At 61.8% G+C, this 19,116-nt stretch carries 14 protein-coding genes; 3 read left to right on the top strand and 11 right to left on the bottom strand.

The window, feature by feature from the left end:
• Entirely contained in the window at positions 1 to 1,386 is a 1,386-nt protein-coding gene (gene baeS, locus J9870_RS18965; RefSeq protein WP_210645334.1) for a sensor histidine kinase efflux regulator BaeS, read from the bottom strand.
• Between the two features lie 144 nt (positions 1,387 to 1,530).
• On the opposite strand from baeS, the gene J9870_RS18960 reads away from it, so the two are divergent.
• The 3 genes from J9870_RS18960 to J9870_RS18950 are packed head-to-tail and all read left to right on the top strand — an operon-like array spanning position 1,531 to position 7,267.
• A complete protein-coding gene (locus J9870_RS18960) occupies positions 1,531 to 2,724 on the top strand; it encodes an efflux RND transporter periplasmic adaptor subunit (RefSeq protein ID WP_210639492.1) in 1,194 nt (397 codons plus the stop codon).
• 2 nt (positions 2,725 to 2,726) lie between these two features.
• On the top strand, positions 2,727 to 5,873 hold the full coding sequence (locus tag J9870_RS18955) for an efflux RND transporter permease subunit (RefSeq protein ID WP_210639491.1): 3,147 nt from the start codon (positions 2,727 to 2,729) through the stop codon (positions 5,871 to 5,873).
• Positions 5,870 to 7,267, top strand: a complete 1,398-nt coding sequence (locus J9870_RS18950; RefSeq protein WP_210639490.1) for an efflux transporter outer membrane subunit — start codon at positions 5,870 to 5,872, stop codon at positions 7,265 to 7,267. Before J9870_RS18955 ends, J9870_RS18950 begins: the two co-directional genes overlap by 4 nt.
• A 51-nt stretch (positions 7,268 to 7,318) precedes the next feature.
• Here the strand turns inward: J9870_RS18950 and J9870_RS18945 are convergent, their stop codons facing one another.
• From J9870_RS18945 to J9870_RS18900, 10 genes are all read right to left on the bottom strand, one after another.
• Entirely contained in the window at positions 7,319 to 7,990 is a 672-nt protein-coding gene (locus J9870_RS18945) for a class I SAM-dependent methyltransferase (RefSeq protein WP_210639489.1), read from the bottom strand.
• Between the two features lie 167 nt (positions 7,991 to 8,157).
• Positions 8,158 to 9,156 carry a helix-turn-helix domain-containing protein gene (locus tag J9870_RS18940; protein WP_210639488.1) on the bottom strand — a complete coding sequence of 333 codons (999 nt, stop codon included), beginning with the start codon at positions 9,154 to 9,156 and terminating at the stop codon, positions 8,158 to 8,160.
• A 102-nt stretch (positions 9,157 to 9,258) separates the two neighbouring features.
• Positions 9,259 to 10,737: an aldehyde dehydrogenase family protein gene (locus tag J9870_RS18935; RefSeq protein WP_210639487.1), complete on the bottom strand. Its 1,479-nt coding sequence runs from the start codon at positions 10,735 to 10,737 to the stop codon at positions 9,259 to 9,261.
• A 73-nt stretch (positions 10,738 to 10,810) separates the two neighbouring features.
• The gene (locus J9870_RS18930) at positions 10,811 to 11,659 is read right to left on the bottom strand and encodes a VOC family protein (RefSeq protein WP_210639486.1); all 849 of its coding nucleotides are present in this window, start codon (positions 11,657 to 11,659) and stop codon (positions 10,811 to 10,813) included.
• 24 nt (positions 11,660 to 11,683) lie between these two features.
• Positions 11,684 to 13,330, bottom strand: a complete 1,647-nt coding sequence (locus J9870_RS18925; RefSeq protein ID WP_210639485.1) for a bifunctional 3-(3-hydroxy-phenyl)propionate/3-hydroxycinnamic acid hydroxylase — start codon at positions 13,328 to 13,330, stop codon at positions 11,684 to 11,686.
• Between the two features lie 22 nt (positions 13,331 to 13,352).
• On the bottom strand, positions 13,353 to 14,174 hold the full coding sequence (locus J9870_RS18920; RefSeq protein WP_210639484.1) for an IclR family transcriptional regulator: 822 nt from the start codon (positions 14,172 to 14,174) through the stop codon (positions 13,353 to 13,355).
• A gap of 3 nt (positions 14,175 to 14,177) precedes the next feature.
• Positions 14,178 to 15,029: a fumarylacetoacetate hydrolase family protein gene (locus J9870_RS18915; protein ID WP_210639483.1), complete on the bottom strand. Its 852-nt coding sequence runs from the start codon at positions 15,027 to 15,029 to the stop codon at positions 14,178 to 14,180.
• Between the two features lie 338 nt (positions 15,030 to 15,367).
• On the bottom strand, positions 15,368 to 16,816 hold the full coding sequence (locus tag J9870_RS18910; protein ID WP_210639482.1) for a carotenoid oxygenase family protein: 1,449 nt from the start codon (positions 16,814 to 16,816) through the stop codon (positions 15,368 to 15,370).
• A gap of 35 nt (positions 16,817 to 16,851) precedes the next feature.
• Complete coding sequence (locus J9870_RS18905) at positions 16,852 to 18,033, bottom strand: MFS transporter (RefSeq protein WP_210639481.1); 1,182 nt, start codon at positions 18,031 to 18,033, stop codon at positions 16,852 to 16,854.
• 55 nt (positions 18,034 to 18,088) lie between these two features.
• A complete protein-coding gene (locus tag J9870_RS18900; RefSeq protein ID WP_210639480.1) occupies positions 18,089 to 19,081 on the bottom strand; it encodes a transporter in 993 nt (330 codons plus the stop codon).
• Between the last annotated feature and the right edge of the window lie 35 nt (positions 19,082 to 19,116).

Below are 19,116 nucleotides of genomic sequence, written 5' to 3'. Positions count from 1 at the left end.
TCAGGCGTTCCGTGGCAGGCGCAGGGTCAGCCAAAGGCCGCCCAGCGGCGAGTGATCGGCGCTGAGGCTGCCGCCGTGGGCCAGGGCGATGCTGTGGCAGATGGCGAGCCCCAGACCGGCGCCACCACTGGCGCGATTGCGTGAGCTTTCGCCGCGGTAAAAGCGCTCGAACAGCCGCGGCAATTGATCCGCATCGACCCCGGGGCCGGAGTCGAGAAAGTCGATGCGCACGACGTCGTCCTCGCTGGCGGCTCGAATACGCAGCACACCGCCTTCATCTGTATAGCGCACTGCGTTTTCCAGCAGATTGCCGAACAGTTGCTGCAGGCGTTTGGGGTCGGCTTCGACCTGCAGCGGCGTTGTCGGCAGCTCCAGCTCCAAACCCAGATGCCGGGCATTGCAGCGCTCCTGGAACATCGCCACGCAACCGTCCAGCAAGTCGTTGAGATCGCATTCGCTCTTGCGGTAGGTCAGCGCACCGACATCGGCCAGGGACAGTTCATACAGATCGTCCACCAGTTTGCTGAGCATGCCGACTTCGCCTTGCAGCGATTTCATCGAGGCCTGATCGAGGGTGCGCACACCGTCTTCGATGGCCTCCAGCTCACCGCGCAATACCGACAGCGGGGTACGCAGTTCATGAGACACGTCGGCCATGAACTCCCGGCGCATTTTTTCATTGCGCTCCAGGGTATACGCCAATTGATTGAAGTCCCGGGCCAGTTGACCAACTTCGTCGTTGGAGGACACCGACACCCGGTTGCTGTATTCCCCGGCGGCCAGTCGGTGCGTGGCGGCGGCCACTCGCTTGACCGGATCGAGCAGGGCACGGGCGATCCACCAGGCGATCAGCATCGCCAGCAGCAACGAGAACACGCCCACGGCCAGGCTGGTGCGCACCAGGTACTGCCGAAAGCGTTCGCCCCCGGCTTCCGTCACGTTCTGGAACGGCGTCACCGCCAGCCAGCCGACGGTTTTGCCGCCAACCTCCACCGGGCGCATGAGGGCGTCGTTGGCAATCGCCGAGTAACCCATGACCAACTGTTTTTGCTGGTCCAGCAGGGCGATGCGAAATACCGCGCCGGTCAGGTCGGACATCGGCATGGACGGCCGCTGCGGGTCGCTGTCGTTTTCCCCCGGTTCCGGGCGCAGCAGTTCGAACCAGCGATCCGGCTGGTTGCGCAGGAATTCCCAGTCGCCTTCGCGCGCATAGGCGCTGGCCAGACGCGGTAGCACCGGCGTCATGCGCAACAGCGCCTGTTCGTTGAGGTAGTCGAGGAAACCTTTGCCAAAGCTCCAGCCGTTGGCCACCCCCATGCTCAGGATGACGAATAGCACGCTGGCCAGTACGGCAATAAACAGCTTGGTGGAGATGCTCAGTTTCATGGGCTCGGGCAGGTCGATGAATGCCCGTCCATTTAGGCCCTGGTGCGATGAAGATTCAAGGGCAGCGGGCAATCTTCAATTTTCCTGCACATTTGCCTCTCAGTATGGCGCCTGGCTTGAACCATCCGTCTTGCAGAGGCATTTATGTCGACCAAATTATTCGCCAAATCCCTGGTGACCGCCGCCTTCCTGGTGGCCTTGATCGTTCTGTTCATGTTGGGCGGGTGCTCCGGTGAATCCGCCCCCGCACTGGAACCGTCCAAGGTTTCCGTGATCACCGTGCAGCCACAAAGCCAGGCCCTGACCACGGAACTGGCCGGACGCACCCAGGCGTTCATGGTCGCCGAGATTCGTCCGCAGGTGGGCGGTATCGTCCAGCAGCGCCTGTTTGTCGAAGGGGCCGAGGTCAAGGCCGGACAGGCGCTTTATCAACTGGACGCTTCCTCTTACAAGGCCGCGTTGGCTGAAGCCCAGGCGAACCTCGCCAAGGCACGCGCCACCCTGAAGTCAGCCCAGGCTAAGGCCAAGCGTGATGCACAGCTGGTGAAAATCGATGCCATCAGCCAGCAGGACAACGAGGATGCCCAGGCCAGCCTGCTGACCGCCGAAGCGGAATTGCAAGTGGCCCAGGCCGATGTCGACACCGCACGCATCAACCTGGCGTATACCCGCATCAGTTCTCCCGTCAGCGGCCGCATCGAAACCTCGACGGTCACCCCTGGCGCGCTGGTGGTTGCCAACCAAGACAGCGCACTGACCACGGTGCAGCAGTTGGACCCGATGTATGTCGACGTCACCCAATCGACCGCCGAGCTGCTGCGCCTCAAGCGCGACCTGGCCAGCGGTGTGCTCCAGAGCAATGGTGAAGGCGAGGCGCGGATCAGTCTCAAGCTCGATGACGGCAGTACCTACGCCCATGAGGGGCGCTTGAAGTTCAGCGGGGTCAGCGTCAATGAGGGCACCGGTACGGTGACCTTGCGGGCGCAAATCGCCAACCCCGAGCGCCTGTTGCTGCCGGGCATGTACGTGCGGGCGGTGCTGGAGCAGGCGCGGGATGACAAGGCCATCCTGATTCCACAGAAGGCGGTGACTCGCAGCGCCAGCGGCGCGACTTCGGTGCTGGTGGTGGTCAATGGCAAGGTCGAGCAACGGCTGCTGACCATCGATCGGGCCGTGGATAACCAATGGTGGGTCACGGCAGGGCTGAACGCGGGAGACCAGGTGATTGTCGAGGGCGGGCAGAAAGTCCGGGTCGGTGACACCGTCGTGGCGCAGAACGCCGGCACCCGCAGCCGTACGCAGAAAGCCACGCCTGTTGCCATTGCGCAGGAGGGTTGACCATGGCGCGCTTCTTTATCGACCGACCGATCTTTGCCTGGGTCATCGCCATTGTCATCATGCTCGCCGGCGCCTTGTCCATCAGCCAGTTGCCCTTGGAGCAGTACCCGGACATCGCGCCGCCGACGGTGCGTATCTCCGCCACCTACACCGGCGCCTCGGCCAAGACCGTGGAAGACTCGGTGACCCAGGTCATCGAACAGCAGATGAAAGGCCTGGATAACCTGACCTACATGTCGGCCTCCAGCAGTTCGGACGGCAGTGCCAGCATCAGCCTGACCTTCACCGCCGGCACTAACCCGGACGTGGCCCAGATGCAGGTGCAGAACAAGCTGCAACAGGCCGAGTCGAGGTTGCCGCAGTCGGTGCAAAGCGAGGGGTTGACCGTGACCAAGGGCGGTTCGGACTTCCTGATGATTGCCGCCCTGGCGTCCGACAACCCGAGCGTCACCGGCACCCAGATTGGCGACTATATCTCCAGTACCTTGCTCGATTCCATCAGCCGCATCGACGGTGTTGGTGATGTGCAGACCTTGGGTTCGGGCTATGCCATGCGCATCTGGCTGGACCCGGCCCAGCTGGAAAAGTACGCGCTGATGCCCTCGGATATCAGCAGCGCCCTGGAGGCGCAGAACACTGAGGTCTCCGCCGGTCAGCTCGGCGCCATGCCGGCGGTGAAGGGCCAGCAGTTGAACGCCACTATCAGCGCCCGCAGCAAGCTGCAAACCGTCGAAGAGTTTCGCAATGTCGTGGTCAAGTCCACCAGTAACGGTGCGGTGGTGTTGCTTGGGGATGTGGCACGGGTTGAATTGGGCAGTGAAAGCTACGACGTAACCTCCGCCCTTAACGGTAAACCCGCCGCTGCCATGGGCGTACAGCTCGCTGCCGGGGCCAATGCCCTGAATGTGGGCGAGGCGGTGAAGGCCAAGCTCAAGGAGCTGGAGCCGTTCTACCCCACGGAAATGCAGCTTAAGAACGTTATCGCCTACGACACCACGCCCTTTGTCAGCCTGTCCATCGAAGAGGTGGTCAAGTCCTTGGGCGAGGCCATTGTCCTGGTCGTGCTGATCATGTTCCTTTTCTTGCAGAACCTGCGGGCCACGCTGATCCCGGCGATCACCGTGCCGGTGGTGCTGCTTGGTACGTTTGGCGTGCTGGCGCTGTTCGGTTACTCGATCAACACCCTGACCATGTTCGCCATGGTCCTGGCCATCGGCCTGTTGGTGGACGACGCGATTGTGGTGGTGGAGAACGTCGAGCGGGTGATGGGCGAGAAGGGCCTGTCGGCCCTGGATGCCACGCGCCAGTCGATGGATGAAATCACCAGCGCCCTGGTCGGCATCGCCCTGGTGCTCAGCGCAGTGTTCATTCCCATGGCATTTTTTGGCGGCTCTACCGGGGTCATCTACCGGCAGTTTTCGGTCACCATCGTCTCGGCCATGGTGCTCTCGGTGCTGGTCGCGATGACGCTGACGCCGGCATTGTGCGCGACCCTGCTCAAGCCGTCCGATGGCCAGGACCATGGCGCCCAAGGCGGCTTTTTCGGCTGGTTCAACCGCACGTTCGAGCGCACTGCCGAGGCCTATAAACGCCAGGTGGGTGGGATTTTGCAGCGCGGGCGCCTCAGCTGGCTGGTGTATGGGCTGGTGGTGCTGGTGATGGTCGCCGGTTATCTGAGCCTGCCGACCTCGTTCCTGCCTGATGAAGACCAGGGCATTCTCATGGCTCAGGTGCAGTTGCCAGTAGGGGCCACGGACAGCCGCACTCAAGCGGTGGTCAAGCAATTCGAAAGCTACCTGCTCGAACAACCGGAAGTCGAAGCGCTGATCAGCATTTCCGGCCTGGGCATGAACGGCAACAGCCAGAACAGCGCCCGCGCGTTTATCCGGCTCAAGGACTGGAGCGAGCGCACGGGGGCAGGGCAGGATGCGGCGTCCATTGCCCAGCGCGCGACCATGGCGCTGTCGAGCATCGGCGATGCCAATGTGTTCGTCATGCAACCGCCGGCCGTGCGTGGGATGGGACAGACATCCGGCTTCGACCTGCAACTCAAGGACCTCGCCGGCCTGGGGCACGACACGCTGGTGGCGGCGCGGGAAAAACTTATCGAGCTGGCCAACCAGGACCCTCGCTTGCTCGGCGTACGCAGCAATGGCCTGGACGACGCCCCACAGCTCAAGGTCAGCATCGATGATCGCAAGGCCGGGGCGTTGAGCCTGAGCACCAGCGACATCAACACCACGCTGTCCACGGCGTTGGGCGGCACTTACGTCAATGATTTCCTCAACCAGGGCCGGGTGAAGAAGGTCTACGTCCAGGGCGAGGCTGCCGCACGGATGCAGGCGGCCGACCTGGAGCATTGGTTCGTGCGCAACAGCAACAACGAGATGGTGCCTTTTTCCTCGTTCGCCAGCAGTGCCTGGAGCTACGGCTCGCCGTTGCTGGAGCGCTACAACGGCAACGCGTCGTTGGAGGTGGTCGGCGACCCGGCGCCCGGGGTCAGTTCCGGGGACGCCATGGACGCGGTGGAAGCGATTATCAAGCAATTGCCGCAAGGCATCGGTTACGAGTGGACCGGGCAGTCCTATCAACTGCGCCTTTCCGGTTCGCAGGCACCGTTGCTGTACGGGATATCGGTGCTGTTTGTGTTCCTGTGCCTGGCCGCGCTCTATGAGAGTTGGTCGGTGCCTTTCTCGGTGATGCTGGTGGTGCCGTTGGGCGTGGTGGGCGCGGTGCTGGCCACCCGAGTCAGTGGCTTGAGCAACGACGTCTACTTCCAGGTCGGGCTATTGACCACCGTGGGGTTGGCGGCCAAGAACGCGATTCTGATCGTCGAGTTCGCCAAGCACCTGCAAGAGCAGGGCAACAGCTTGCGCGAGGCGACGTTGATCGCGGTGCGCCAACGCCTGCGGCCGATTCTCATGACGTCCCTGGCCTTCATGTTCGGCGTATTGCCCCTGGCCCTGAGTAGCGGCGCAGGTTCCGCCGGACGCCAGGCCATTGGTACCGGTGTGCTGGGTGGCATGTTGTCCGCCACGCTGTTGGGGATCTTCTTCGTACCCTTGTTTTTCGTGCAGATTCGCCGGCGTTTTTCCCGGGTTTCCACGGCTTCGACTTCTGTTCCAACCACCCAGGCAGGTGACGCATGATCAAGTTTCGCTGGCCTTTGCTGGCCGTTCTCGCGCTGCTCGGTGGCTGCATCAATCTGGCGCCGCAGTATGAGCGCCCGGAGGCGCCGGTCGCCGAGCAATGGCTGGCGCCCGCCAGCACACCCAAGGGGCAGGTGGCCGCCGATATCGAGTGGCAACAGTTTTTCACTGACAGCCGTCTGGCGCGCTTGCAAACCCTGGCGCTGAGCAACAATCGCGACCTGCGCCTGGCCGCCTTGAACGTCGAAAAGGCCCAGGCGCAATACCGCATCCAGCGCGCTGAGTCGTTACCGTCGATCGATGCCAGTGTCAGTGGCACTCACAGCCGTACGCCTGGTTCGTTGTCCAACAGTGGCTCGGCGACCACCACCCATGACTACAGCGCGCAACTGGGGCTGAGCAGTTATGAAGTGGATCTGTTCGGTCGGGTGCAAAACCTTCAGGACGAAGCCCTGGAAGACTATCTGGCCCTGACCGAAACCCGGCGTAGCACGCAGATCAGCCTGGTGGCCGAAGTGGCCACGGCCTGGTTGACCCTGGCGGCGGACAACGAGCGGCTGCACCTGGCCCAGGAGACCTTGCGCAGCCAGCTGGCGACCTACGAATTGACCCAGCGCAGCCACGCGCTGGGTGGTTCCTCCGGTCTGTCCGTGGCCCAGGCGCAAACCACCGTGGAGTCAGCCCGGGCCGACGCGGCGGAGTATGAAAGCCAGATTCTCCAGGATCGCAATGCCCTGCGCCTGCTGGTGGGCAGTGATGTTCCCGAAGAACTGCTGCCAGGCTCGACCCTGGAATCGGCTGCGGCGCTGGTCCAGGTACCGGCCGAGCTGCCTTCCAGCCTGCTGCAACGGCGTCCGGATGTATTGGCCGCCGAACACACCCTCAAGTCGGCCAATATCGACATCGGCGCGGCCCGTGCGGCGTTCTTCCCAAGCATCAGCCTGACGGCCAGTGCCGGTTCTTCCAGTTCGGCCTTGTCCAGCCTGTTCAAGTCCGGCAGTGGCGCCTGGTCGTTTGCTCCGAGCGTCAGCCTGCCGATCTTCGACGGCGGCAGCAATCGTGCGACGCTGGACGCGGCCAAGACCGAGCGCGAGATTCAGGTACAGACTTACCAGCAGACGCTGCAAAGCGCGTTCAAGGAAGTGGCCGATGCCCTGGCGGTACGCAGCACCCTGGATAGGCGCATCGAGGCCCAGCAGGCGTTGACCGACGCCAGCCGCAAGAGCTTCGAACTGTCCGACGCCTTATACCGGGGTGGTTCCCAGAGCTATCTCGAAGCCCTGGATGCCCAGCGCTCGCTGTACAGCGCGCAGCAGGACTTGATCAGCTTGCGCCTGACCGAACAGAGCAACCGCGTGACGCTGTACAAGGTAATGGGGGGCGGCTGGAACTGAGCCGACCTTCAGAGGCGTCGAGCGCCCCTGAAGAGCAGTTCGCCGTGGCGTTCAACCTTGCGGCTCGGCCACCAGCAGCAACGACTGCGGTGCCGTGCTTTGCGGGTGTTGCGGCTCCTGCAGGCCGGCCAGTCGAAAGCCGGCCATATCCAGGGCATTGAGCCAACTGGACAAGGTGCGAAAGTACCAGGGCATGGGCTGCCATTGCCCCTGGAAGCCGGCGAAGGTTTCTTCTCGCCAACCGTCCTGGTAGTTGCCCGCCGCTGCGGCCCACGGATGCAGTGTCTGGATCACCAGCGTGCCGCCAGGGGCGAGCAGGGCGTTCATGGCGGTGAGCAGCGGGATGATGTCCTGGTGCAGCAGGGCGAAGTTGGCGCAGATCAGGTCGTAGTTGCGACCGATGTCCACCGTGGCCTGCGCCAGAGCTTCGTAGCTTGCCAGATGCACCGGCGAAGAGCCGGCGGCCCGCGCAGCCTCGACCAGCGTTGCATCGCCGTCCACGCCGACCGCCTCGATGCCCCGTTCGGCCAAGGCCCGCAACAGCCAGCCCTCGCCGCACCCCAGGTCGAGCACACGCTCGGGTTGACGGCTCAGTACCGCCAACAGGATGGCTTGGTCGGTGACTTTGACGCGGCTCTCGAGGGTGCCGGTGCGGATCGCCTCGATCCACGATTGGGCGTTGTGCTGCCAGCTCTGGAGGAGGCTGGATTCGGAGGCGGGCATGTCGATCTCCTGCGTTGTCCAGCCGAACCTGGGTTGATACTAGGTCACGATGCTGGTGGGCGGCCTGTTACCCTATTTTGCTCTCGACCAACGGTCAACCTTGGCGCCCTGGTTGGCAGCGGTTTCATTCCCCCTCTCTTCTGGAGGCTTTGAGCGCAGAAGCTGACTCAGGCCGCCGTCGATTTCACCCGGCTGTCGCTCGCGGTTTCCCGGAACAGCCGAGGCGACATGCCGAACGTCGATTTGAAATGCCGGCTGAAGTGGGAGCTGCTGCCATAGCCCCAGGCATAGGCGATCTCGGTGAGCGAGCGATGGGCATGTTCCCGGCTGCGCAGGTCTTCGGCACAGCGGGCCAGGCGCCGCTGCCAGATGTACTCGCTGACGCTGCACCCCAGCTCATCCTGGAACGCCCGGTGCAGGCTGCGTACCGAACACTGTTCGGCGTTGGCGATGCGCTCGATGGTCAGATCGCGGTCGGCCAGGTGACGTTCGATATACGCCTTGAGGCGGTTCTGCTTGAAGAAGCGGAAGTCGTGTTCGAGTTGCTTTTCTTCCTGTTTGTTCTTCAGTGCGTTATCCAGCAGCCCCGTGATGCTGTCGCCGATCAGCCCGGCCGAGTGGTTGTTGAGCAAGGGGTATTGGTTGTAGGCATCGCTGATCAGGTGCATCAGCATCCGGCCCAGGCCGTTGCGACCGTTTAGGTGCATGTCGCCGGTTTGCGCCAGCTGTCCGGGGGAGCCCTGGAACAGCAGGATGAAGTGCTCGCAGCCTTGGGTGCTGGTCACGTCGAAAGGTTTGCCGCAGTCCACCAGGAGCATTTCGTCAGGCGCCAGTACGCTGCGTTGTTGCCCCTGCTCGAAATGGCTGACCCCCGCAATCTGCATGATCAACATGCGCGGTGTGTCGAGCGAGTCGATGGCCTTGCTCAAGTGGCGTGAGTAACGATGGGCGCTGGCGGTCATTCGACAGAACCGCAGCTGACCCAGGTCGCCATACTCCAGCCGGCCCTGGAAGTTGCTGTCATGCAAGGGGTCTATGAAGGTCGACTCCAGGCGTTTTATATAGTCCGGCGTGCGTCCCAGGTGGTCGCTCATGAATTCTTTCCACTTCATCAGCCGATCGGAACGCACAACCTGATCAGTGGACACACAGGCTAAATGGGTCATTTTGGCGCCTCTGGTTCTTATTTTTTTGTGGATTGGGCAAAGAGGTCAACTTGCCCAATCCTGGCTGCGTCCATGCGGGTTAGTGATCCAAAAGGTTATTGATCAAAAGGGATATTGATGGCTTCCGGGCTGCCAGGTGACCCAATGGGCACGGGTGAATTCGTCCAGGGCATAGTGACCGTTGAAGCGGCCGAGCCCGGAGTTCTTTTCCCCGCCGAAGGGCGCGTTGGGTTGGTCATCGACCGTGATGTCGTTGATATGGGTCATCCCGGCCACGATGCCGCGGGAGAAGTTCAAGCCACGGGCCATGTCCCGGGTGAACACCGCGCTGGACAGGCCATATTCGCTGGCGTTCGCCAACGCCAGGGCGTGAGCTTCGTTCTCGGCGATCAGCAGCGGCAGCAAAGGCCCGAACGTTTCATCGCGGGCCAGTTCCTGATCGGCCCCCACTTCACCGAAGACATGGGCAGGCAGCACCAGCCCGGATGCCGGGCCACCACAAAGCTGCTTGAGGCCGGCGCTCTGGGCTCCATCGATTTTACGCAACAGGCCATCGAGCTGGCTCTGATTGACCACCGGCCCGATCACCGTGTCGGCCTTGGCCGGGTCGCCGGTCTTGAGGTTGCGCACGCGTTCCACCACCAGCGCGGCGAAGTCGGCATACCGCGAGCGGTCTACGATCACCCGGTTGACGCTCATGCAGATTTGCCCTTGGTGCAGGAAGCGTCCGACCACGGCAGCGTGGGCGGCTATTTCAACATCCGCGTCGTCCAGCACCACCAGTGGTGCGTTGCCGCCCAGCTCGAGGGCGACACGCTTGATGTGTTTGCCGCCGGTGGCAATACGGCCGACATTGCGACCCACATCCGTCGAGCCGGTGAAGGAAATCAGGCTCGGTACCGGGTGCGCGACAAAGGCGTCGCCAATCTCCGAACCGGCACCGACCACGACGTTGAGCGAGCCCTCGGGGAAGCCGGCTTCTTCGAACAGGTGGGCAATCAGCAGGCCGCCGGTCACCGCCGTGTCGCTGGCAGGCTTGAGCACGATGGTGTTACCCAGCGCCAGCGCCGGCACCACCGAACGCATGCTCAGGTACAACGGGAAATTCCATGGGCTGATCACGCCCACCACGCCCAGTGGCTCGCGAAACACAAAGCTCTGTTCGCCGGGCTTGTAGCTGGTGAGGATGCGTCCCTCGACCTGCATCGGCATGCTTGTGCACTCGCGCACAAGGTTGAGCGTGAACTGCCATTCCATGCTCGCCTTGATTCGGGTGCTGCCCGATTCACCAATCAGCCAGTCGATGATTTCGTCACGACGGTCCTGGATGACCTGGGCGAGTTTTTCAAGGTATGCGCTACGTTGTGTCGGGTGCAGTTGGGCCCACGCCGTTTGTGCTCGATGGGCCGCCTGATAGGCGTCATCGAGATCGTCGATCGAGGCCAGTGGCATTTCCAGCAGTTGTTCGCCGTTGAACGGGTTGCGGTCGTCCAGGCGTCGTGCGGAGCGACCGGTACGCCAGGTGCCGTTGATGTATTGATCGCCATTGATGGCGTAGGGGGCCAGCTGTTGAGTGGTCATATTCTTACCTTTGGCGGCAGGTGATTGCGTCGTTCAAGAGGTTGAGGGGGCCAACGTTGTGGGCGAAAAGTGCTCAGCTGCGGATCCAGGCACGTCCCCAGGAATTGAGTGTGTATTCCTCCTGCGGCCAGACGCCGGGTTGGCGCGAGGCATCGGTGACTTCCAGCTCGGCCGAGAACTCCAGGCGATTGCGATCGGCATCGACCACCATGAAGAACAGGTTGTTGCCCGGCCCATGCCGGCCAGGGCCGAAGAAGAGGGTGATGCGCTCCTTGGCGAAGCGATCACCCCAGTCGCGAATGTCGTTCCATTCGTTGGTTTCGTAGCAGTGATGATCCCACTCGTTTTTCGAACCACGGAAAAACGCCAGCGTGTGATGCTCATCGTCCGAGCGCAGGAAGCACGTCGTGAGCTGGCCAGTCTGCTCATCCACGACATTGTCCGAGACGGTAAACCCTACCGTGTTGACGTAGAAATCGATCATGGCTTCCAGCTCAGTGGTCTGGAACACCACGTGTTGCAAACGCCCCGGCATGCCTGGCCGATGGGCCTGGGCATTGGCGCGCGAGACGCCGAATATCGTTTGTCGGCCCTGAGGGTCACGGATCAGGAAGGCTCCCGGTTCGAGCAACGGGGAGTCGAGTTCTTCGACAGCACAACCGTTCTTGATCAGGCGAACACGCAATTGCCTCAGGCGAGCCTGGTCTGCCAGGTCAAAAGCGGCCGCCAGCAGGCCGCAGTGGTCGGCGGGCGACACGAGCATGGCGCGTTGCGGGCCACTGAGTAGCCAGCTGCCGTCGGCCTGCGCCAGGCTATCCATGTCCAGCAACCGCCGATAGAAATCGATTTGCCGTTGTGGCTCTTTGCTCGCCAGGTGCAGGTAGCACAAGCGTGCCGGTGTGGAAGTCTGGAGTGTTTGCATAAACACCTCGGGGGCTTGGAAGGTTCAGTGAAAGACGGGGGCGATGCCCGACTCGATTTCGCTGCTTCTCGGCGCGGCGATGCCGAACAGCGACTGCAACGATTCGGCAGCTTTCGTTTCGGTGGCCTTGTCGAAAATGGCGGCGATATAGCGATCCGGGCGCAGCAGCAAGAAACTGTGTGCATCGCCCAGTATTGCCTTGAGCGATCCTTCCCGGTCCTGGAGCACCGTGCAGCCTGGAATCGCCGGCATGGCATCGATGGGCTCGGGGAGGATCAGGATGCGTTTGGCTTCCAGATGGTTCCAGAAACCATGCTTGAGTTCGTCGATCCGTTGGCGGGTAGGGGCGCCGTATTGAACCAAGGCGAAACCGGCACCGATGGCTTCGTCGAGCAGGCATTCATGGCCCTGGGCATCGGTGAGCATCGGTTGCGGGAACATCTGCCCGCAAGACAGCTTTCCGGCGGCGCCCTCGGTCAGTACCAGGCCTTTGGTGAACCGGGGTTTGGGCTTGAAACGCATCTGCAGGAAGTAATCGCGCAACGGTGGCAACAGGCCGATCAGGGCAAACGCAGAACTGATCAAGCGAGCGCGAAGGACGGTGGCCGGAGCCATGACCACACCGAGGTTCAAGGCCAGCTTGATCAATGCCCAGGCATGATCGCGCCGCTCGCTTTCGTAAGACTGCAGGGCGGTTTCCGCCATTTTTCCTTTCAGTACACCGATCAGCTTCCAGCCCAGGTTGTGGGCATCGCGCACGCCGCTGTTCATGCCTTGGCCGGCATAGGGCGGGGTCAGGTGCGCAGCGTCGCCGGCGAGAAACACGCGCTCCACCTGCCAGCGCTCGGCGACCCGCGCGTGGAAGGTGTAGACCGTCTTGCGCACGATGGAAACCGGCGTGTCACCCTTGAACGGGCGTAGCAGCGCCTGCAGGCGGGTCTCGCCGAGCACTTGCTCATCGGTTTCGTCCGCTTTGAGCAGAAACTCGAAGCGGCGCGTACGGTGAGGGCCGGGTACTTCAACCACCGGGCGCCGGGCATCGCAATACACGCGGGTTTGCCAGAACGGGTCGTCATCCTGGTCGGTGTCGACCACCAGCCAGCGCGAGGAGAAGCTCGAGCCGACCATCTCGATCCCGAGCTGCTTGCGCACCGGACTGCGGCCACCGTCGCAGGCCACCAGGTAGGCTGCTTGGATTTCCAGCAGCTCGCCATCGGCGTCACGAATCAGCGCACGCACGCCGTGAGGGTCTTGATGAAATTCCAGCAGTTCGTGGTTGAAGCATGCCTTGAGGCTGGCAAAGCGTTCGAGGCCTGCCTTCAGCGTGGCCTCGAACAGCGGTTGGCGAAAGGCGTTGCGCTTGGGGAAGCCGTACAGCTTGCCGGTCGGCTCGACCTTACCGAAGCAACGGCCCCCGGGCCGGGTGAAATAATGCACGCCGTAGCCGGGAACCACGTCCTTGAGCACGGCCTGGTCCAGGCCGATGGCCTGCATGGTGCGCAAGGATTCATCATCGATTGAAACCGCCCGTGGCTCGGTCACGGTGCCGGGCTTGCGATCGATGATCAAGGTGTCGACATCGGCCTGGCCGAGCAGGTTGGCCAGGGTCAGTCCGGTAGGGCCGGCGCCGATGACCAGTACCTGGGTGTTGATACGTTTGAGGGTTGTCATTGTTATTCCCTTTGCGGATGGCTCAGCCCAGTGACTTGGGACGGTTGGCGAGCGCCGCCATGCGCTGCGACAGGTCCTGGGCCAGGGCCAGGATCTGCTGCCCTTGTGCCGCTTCCTGGGCGTCGTCACGGGCTTGGATCGGGCGCACGCAACTGATGCTGCCGACGACCTTGCCATCACCGTCGAAGATCGGTGCGGCGAGGCCATAGACGCCAGGATCGACTTCGCCTGCACTGGCCACATAGCCCTGGCGACGCAGTTGTTGCAGCGTGCGGCGAAACTGGTCCCAGGTCTGGCCCAGGTGGCTGGCACGTACCTCATCGGGGTTGTCCAGAAACAGCTGGTTATGTTGCCGCGGGGTCATGTTGGCCAGGATCGCCTTGGACGTCGCCCCCAGGAACAATGGCCTGGGTGAACCGCGCGAATAGCTGACTTCACTGAACAGATCACCGTGCTGATGAATGCACACGACCTGGTCCTTGAACAGTCGGCAGATCAGCCAGACTTGTTGCTCGTTCCACTGCGGAAAGCTGGGCTCCAGTGATTGCGCTGCGCGTACCAGCGGGTCGCTCAGGCGCAATTGGCGATCCCAGGTGATGATCCGGGCGCCCAGCGCATAACGTCCGGCTTCGACCTGAAACAACAGGTTGGCCTCGGCCAGTTCACGCACGTAGCGGTAGATCGTCGAACGGGTGAAACCCAAGGCAGCGCCCATGTCGTCGACCGCCCAGATCGGGTTTTCTTCGGTGAACAGGTCGAGCACCCGCAACATGCGTTCCAGGCTCGAGCCTTTGCTGTCGGCTTCCTGTTCTGGCAGTTGTTCAGCGGTGTGTGGGTGATCCATGGTTTATTGCTCGTCCACGATGCTGTTGCGCAGAGTGCCGATTCGAGCAATCTCGATCTCGACTTCATCGCCTGGTTTCATCCACACCGGTGGCTCGCGGAATGCGCCAACACCGCCAGTGGTACCGGTCACAATGACGTCCCCAGGCGCCAGTTCGGTGAAGGTGGAGCAGTACTCGATCAGATGGCGCACATTGAAAATCATGTCGCTGGTGCGGGTGTGCTGCATCACTTGGCCGTTCAGGCGGGTGGTCAATTCCAGGTCCTGTGGGTCGCCGATCTCGTCGCTGGTCACCAGCCAAGGGCCGAAACCACCGGTATTCGGGAAGTTCTTGCCCGGTACGAACTGAATGGTGTGCTTCTGCCAATCGCGGACGCTGCCGTCGTTGTAGCAGGCGTAACCGGCGACATAGTCCAGGGCGTCGGCTTGCTTGATGTGCCGCGCCGTCTTACCGATCACCACAGCCAGCTCGCCTTCGAAATCAAGCTTGTGGGAGGCCTTGGGGCGAACGATGGGTTGCAGGTGGGCGGTCTGGCTGTCGGCGAAGCGGGTAAAGATCATCGGATAGGTCGGCATCTCCCGACCGGTTTCGCGCACGTGAGTGGCGTAGTTGATGCCGATGCACAGCACTTTGCCCGGGTTCGGGATCACCGGCAGGAACGTCACCTCAGCCAAAGGGATGCGCGGCTGGCCTGCCAGGGTCTCGCGGGTCAGCTCGCCCAGGCGGTTGTGGGCGATGGCTTGCTTGAGATCGCCGCCGAAGGTGGGCTTGAGCGTTTCCAGGTCGATGATTTGATCACCTTCGACCACACCGTAGCTGCTACGGCCTTGGACAATAAAGCTTGCGAGTTTCATGGAGGCTCCTGGGGAGAGGGAGGGTGCAATGAGGGTTAATCTAATCTTGCTATAAAGTCCTGTAAAGTGGGATTTATACAAAAATCCTAAAATATGGAATTTCTGTGTATTTGGCGAGGCTCTACCTTTGGCGGACTTGGGGAGCGAAGGGGAGGCGGCAGGCAGCCAACCGCAGATGGCAGGGGTGTTGTGAGAGGGGTCGGAAAGGGATTTAAACCTGTGGGAGCGAGCTTGCTCGCGATGAGGCCAGCCAGCTCAATATTCATGTAACTGAACCGCCGCCATCGCGAGCAAGCTCGCTCCCACAGGGATTTGACGGGCATCAGGGCCGATGCCAATCAGTCGCTCGGTGCCCAGCACCCATGCAGCGACATGCGCATCCGGAAGGGAATCCTGATTCGAGCTATGGGCCCACTGGCCATGTCACGGGAGTCCAGCACGACCAGCTCACTGCGCCCCTCGGCGATGAGGTTGAGCAGGGCAACGACGTAGCCATCGCCTTCCTCCGCATCAGCAGAGCGCGGAATGAAAATGGGCTCCTGGAAGCAGCCGCTGTCACCAGGAAACCAGGCGTCGGTGATGCCTGTCTTCAGGTTCAAATGGACCAGCAGGTTGAAGAACTGAAAGGGTATCGGTCCATTCGCCGGGTTGTAAGGGCGCTCAGGATCGAAGGCGAGCAGGAAACCATGCTGGTACTTTCGACCGATGTAGCGGTCGTCACACCTTGGGAACTCGCAGGGGTACTCGGTCAGTGGTTGCGGTTCGACCTCGTCCCGGGGGCTGTTCAGGTCAAAGGTCCAGCGCATCAGGCTGGCCGCCAGGGTTTCCGGCGGCGGGACGTAACCGTCGGCCTGTGGGAAGAAGTAGAAGATATTCCCGCCTGTGACCGGCATGTCTACGTAGACCGTGTCGTTCTCATCGAACGCATTGAGCGTATGCCCCTGAAAGCCGTCCTTGGGGCCCTTGAACCAGCGCACATCCCGCGCCTGCCCGTGGCGCGGCACGACGGCGAACAGCTGGGGCAGGTCAGGTTGCCATTGGAAATGCGGCCCGCCGTTTTTCATGCGTTCGACGTCCACCGTCAGTGGAATCAGTGGGAACACGACGTAGCGTTCAGTCACCGCGAAATCATGCACCATGGCCGCATAAGGTGCCTGGAACCAGATTTCATGCAGCAGTTTGCCGTCCGGCGAGATCTCGAAATAGGCCAGGTCGGGCGTGCCGTCGCCTTTGGCTTCATAACTGCAGGCCAGCAGGTTACCTGTCACCGGGTCGAGCTTGGGATGAGCGGTGAACGTCGCGGATTTGATCTGACCGTCAAATGTCCATTCGCCGAGGGTCTCCAGGGTTTCGAGATCCATCGCCCAGGGCAGGGCATCTTCCTTGAGCGCCAGCAGGACGCCGTTGTGCGGGACAACGGTGGTATTGGCGGTGGTGTTGTTTTTCGCCGCAAGGCGGTCATTGGTGTAGACGTTTCGATAGACACCGTTGAGCGAACGCCCTTCACGGCGCTGGGCCAGCAGGCGATCGGTCTTCACGTAGCGGCGTCGCATCGAGACCTTGCCATTGGCAAAGTTGAAGCGGCTGACCACACCGTCGCCGTTGAAAAAGATATCGTTGCCCAGCATGGGTGGGTACTGCGGATCTGGCGCCACCTGATAAAAAGTCCCGTTGATCGAAGCGGGCAGGACGCCTTCGATCTCGAGGTCGAACACCTCTGCTTCCACACGGCTGGGCGTGTAGAGAGCACCGGAAAACTCAGGGGTTTGCGGGAATGTAATAGTCATCGGGCAATCTCATCAATGTACAGTTTCATTCAGGTTCAGACCGATTGTGGAGACAGGGCCGGGCCGGAAGACTTCACGCCGCGGCGATAGCGTGCAACCACCAGGCACGAGATCACCAAGGCTAGTAAATAGGCCGAGGCGGCGAGCCATCCGACCGCCCGGAAGTGGCCCTCACCAACGACCAGTGCGGCGCCAAACGGCCCCAGTCCCTGGCCGACGAAAATCGCCGCGTTACCCAGGCCCGCCAATCGACCGGAAGGGTCCAGTTCGGCGGCCATGGAAAGCAGGTACGGCAGGCTGAAAAACCAGACCATGTGGATCAGGCAGGCCGTGGTGACAAAGGCCGCGGGGCTGGTGCCATAGACCATGATCAGCGTCGCCAGTAATGCCGTGCCGAAGCTCAGCAGTTGCGGAAACAGCAGGCCCAGGCGTCGCCCAATCAGCCCGGCCAGGCCTGCCCCCAGGGCGCCGGCAAGGATGCTGCCGCCGAGAATCCCGCCGATCTGCTGCGGCTCCAGGCCAATACTCTTGCCGATACGCTCCTGGTAGACCCACAGGGCCGAGTGCCCGAAAAACAGCAGGGCAAACAGCAGGATCAACAGCACAGCGGTGAGACCAAATGGCTGGATAGAGCCATTGGCCGCGCGATGGGCTTCAGGGTAATGCTTGGGCACTCTCCAGCACCCCAACGCCGCAAGCACGCTGGTGATCGCCAATAGGGAAAACGCCCCATTCACGCCAAATGTTTGAAGGATCAGGGGCATGGTGGTCACCAGTAGCATGCCCCACAGCAGGTTACCGATGTTGATGACAGCGAAGGTCGCATCCTTGGATGTGCGCAGTGCTGCGGTGGCATAGACCACCGCCATGACCGCGCCGCCGCTTGCGCCACAGACCATCCTGGAAATGACCAGCCCAGCCTGGCTGTGCAGTTGTGTGCTGACCAGGTTACCCACTGCCAGGATCAACAAGGCCACCAGGGCGAAGCGGCGCCGGTCGACGCGGGCCATGAACAGGGCGCAGACGCCGCAGGCGATGGCCATCGCCATGAGTTCGGCTGCGAAAATGGCGCCTATCGCATTGAGCGGCAGGCCGAGCTGGTCGATCAAGGCACCGCCCAGGATCGGCTGGATCTGCAGTGTCCCCAGGGAAATGACCATCATCAGGCAGATGGCCCCCAATGATTTTTTGCTGTCGATGGAGTCGAGCGCATTCATGAAGCATCACCTCGGGTAAAGGGCCTGCTCATGCATGAGCAGGCGTACACGTCAGTCAGAACTTGTGAACGTAACGAACCTGCACCTGGTAATCCGCTCGGGAGCGATTCTCCACGCCGGTTTCCTTATAGATGTTAAGCCAAAAGGCTTTGTCTTCGGTGATCTTCCAGAACAGCCCCGGGCCAATGCCCAATACTTTTTCCCGGGAGTCGGTCATGGTGTTGCCGTTGACCTTGTCATCCGAGATCTGCCTGAAGTAGTAACCGTTGATGCCCACCGAGACCTTTGGAAGCACCTCATACGAGACGGTGAAGTTCGCCCATGCTGACTGTCCCGACTGGGTGTCGCGTACGGATTGCCCTTCGAAGAACTGCGCCGAACTGCTCGCCGGATCGTCGTTCTTGAAGTTGTACAGGTAATTCAGTCTCCAGCTCACCTCCCAGCGTGGCGCCGGCATCCAGGTCGCCGCCCAGTAGGGGTTCAGGGAGAAGTAGTTGGAGCCTGGGTTCAGGTCTTTGTGTTTGTCGTATTTGCCCGTTGGCAGGATGGTGTCGAAGGCCATGCGCTGCACGAAAACCGGCCTGCCGGAAGCGTCGACGATCGGATCGAACTGGACCTGGGGCCCGACCGTAACATCGCCAAGGCCTGCGGCGTTATCCTTGAGCTTGGCACCGTTGTCACCGAAATCGCCGTCCAGGGAAACGACGGGCACCAGTAGACTCCAGCCCAGGTGCGCCCCGCCCGCGAAGGTGTCGGGTGAGTAGTAACTCAATTGATTGACCATCGTGATGACGTTGATCTTCGGATCATCAAAGGCGCTGTTTTTCTTGCCCCCGTTGGTCCTGATGCTGCTGGCGGTGCTGAACTTCAAATAGGTCTGATGAGTCAGCCCGGGCGGCCCTGCAAAGCCATCGTAGAAACTGGTGCCGCCCAGGTTGATACCGCTGGGCTGACTCACCGAAGGTGGAGGCGGGCCATCGGCGGCATGGGCGGCAAATGAGGCGAAGCTGAGTGCCAGGCACGCTGGCAGGGATTTGGTCAGGCTCATTGAAGTGGCTCTATTCTTGGAATTGTGAGCGGGGG

The sequence above is a fragment of the Pseudomonas sp. Tri1 genome, from assembly GCF_017968885.1.
In the GTDB taxonomy this organism is placed as follows: Bacteria; Pseudomonadota; Gammaproteobacteria; order Pseudomonadales; family Pseudomonadaceae; genus Aquipseudomonas.
The sequence above is the reverse complement of the archived record's forward strand: the minus strand, read 5'-3'. Positions and strand labels throughout refer to the sequence as shown.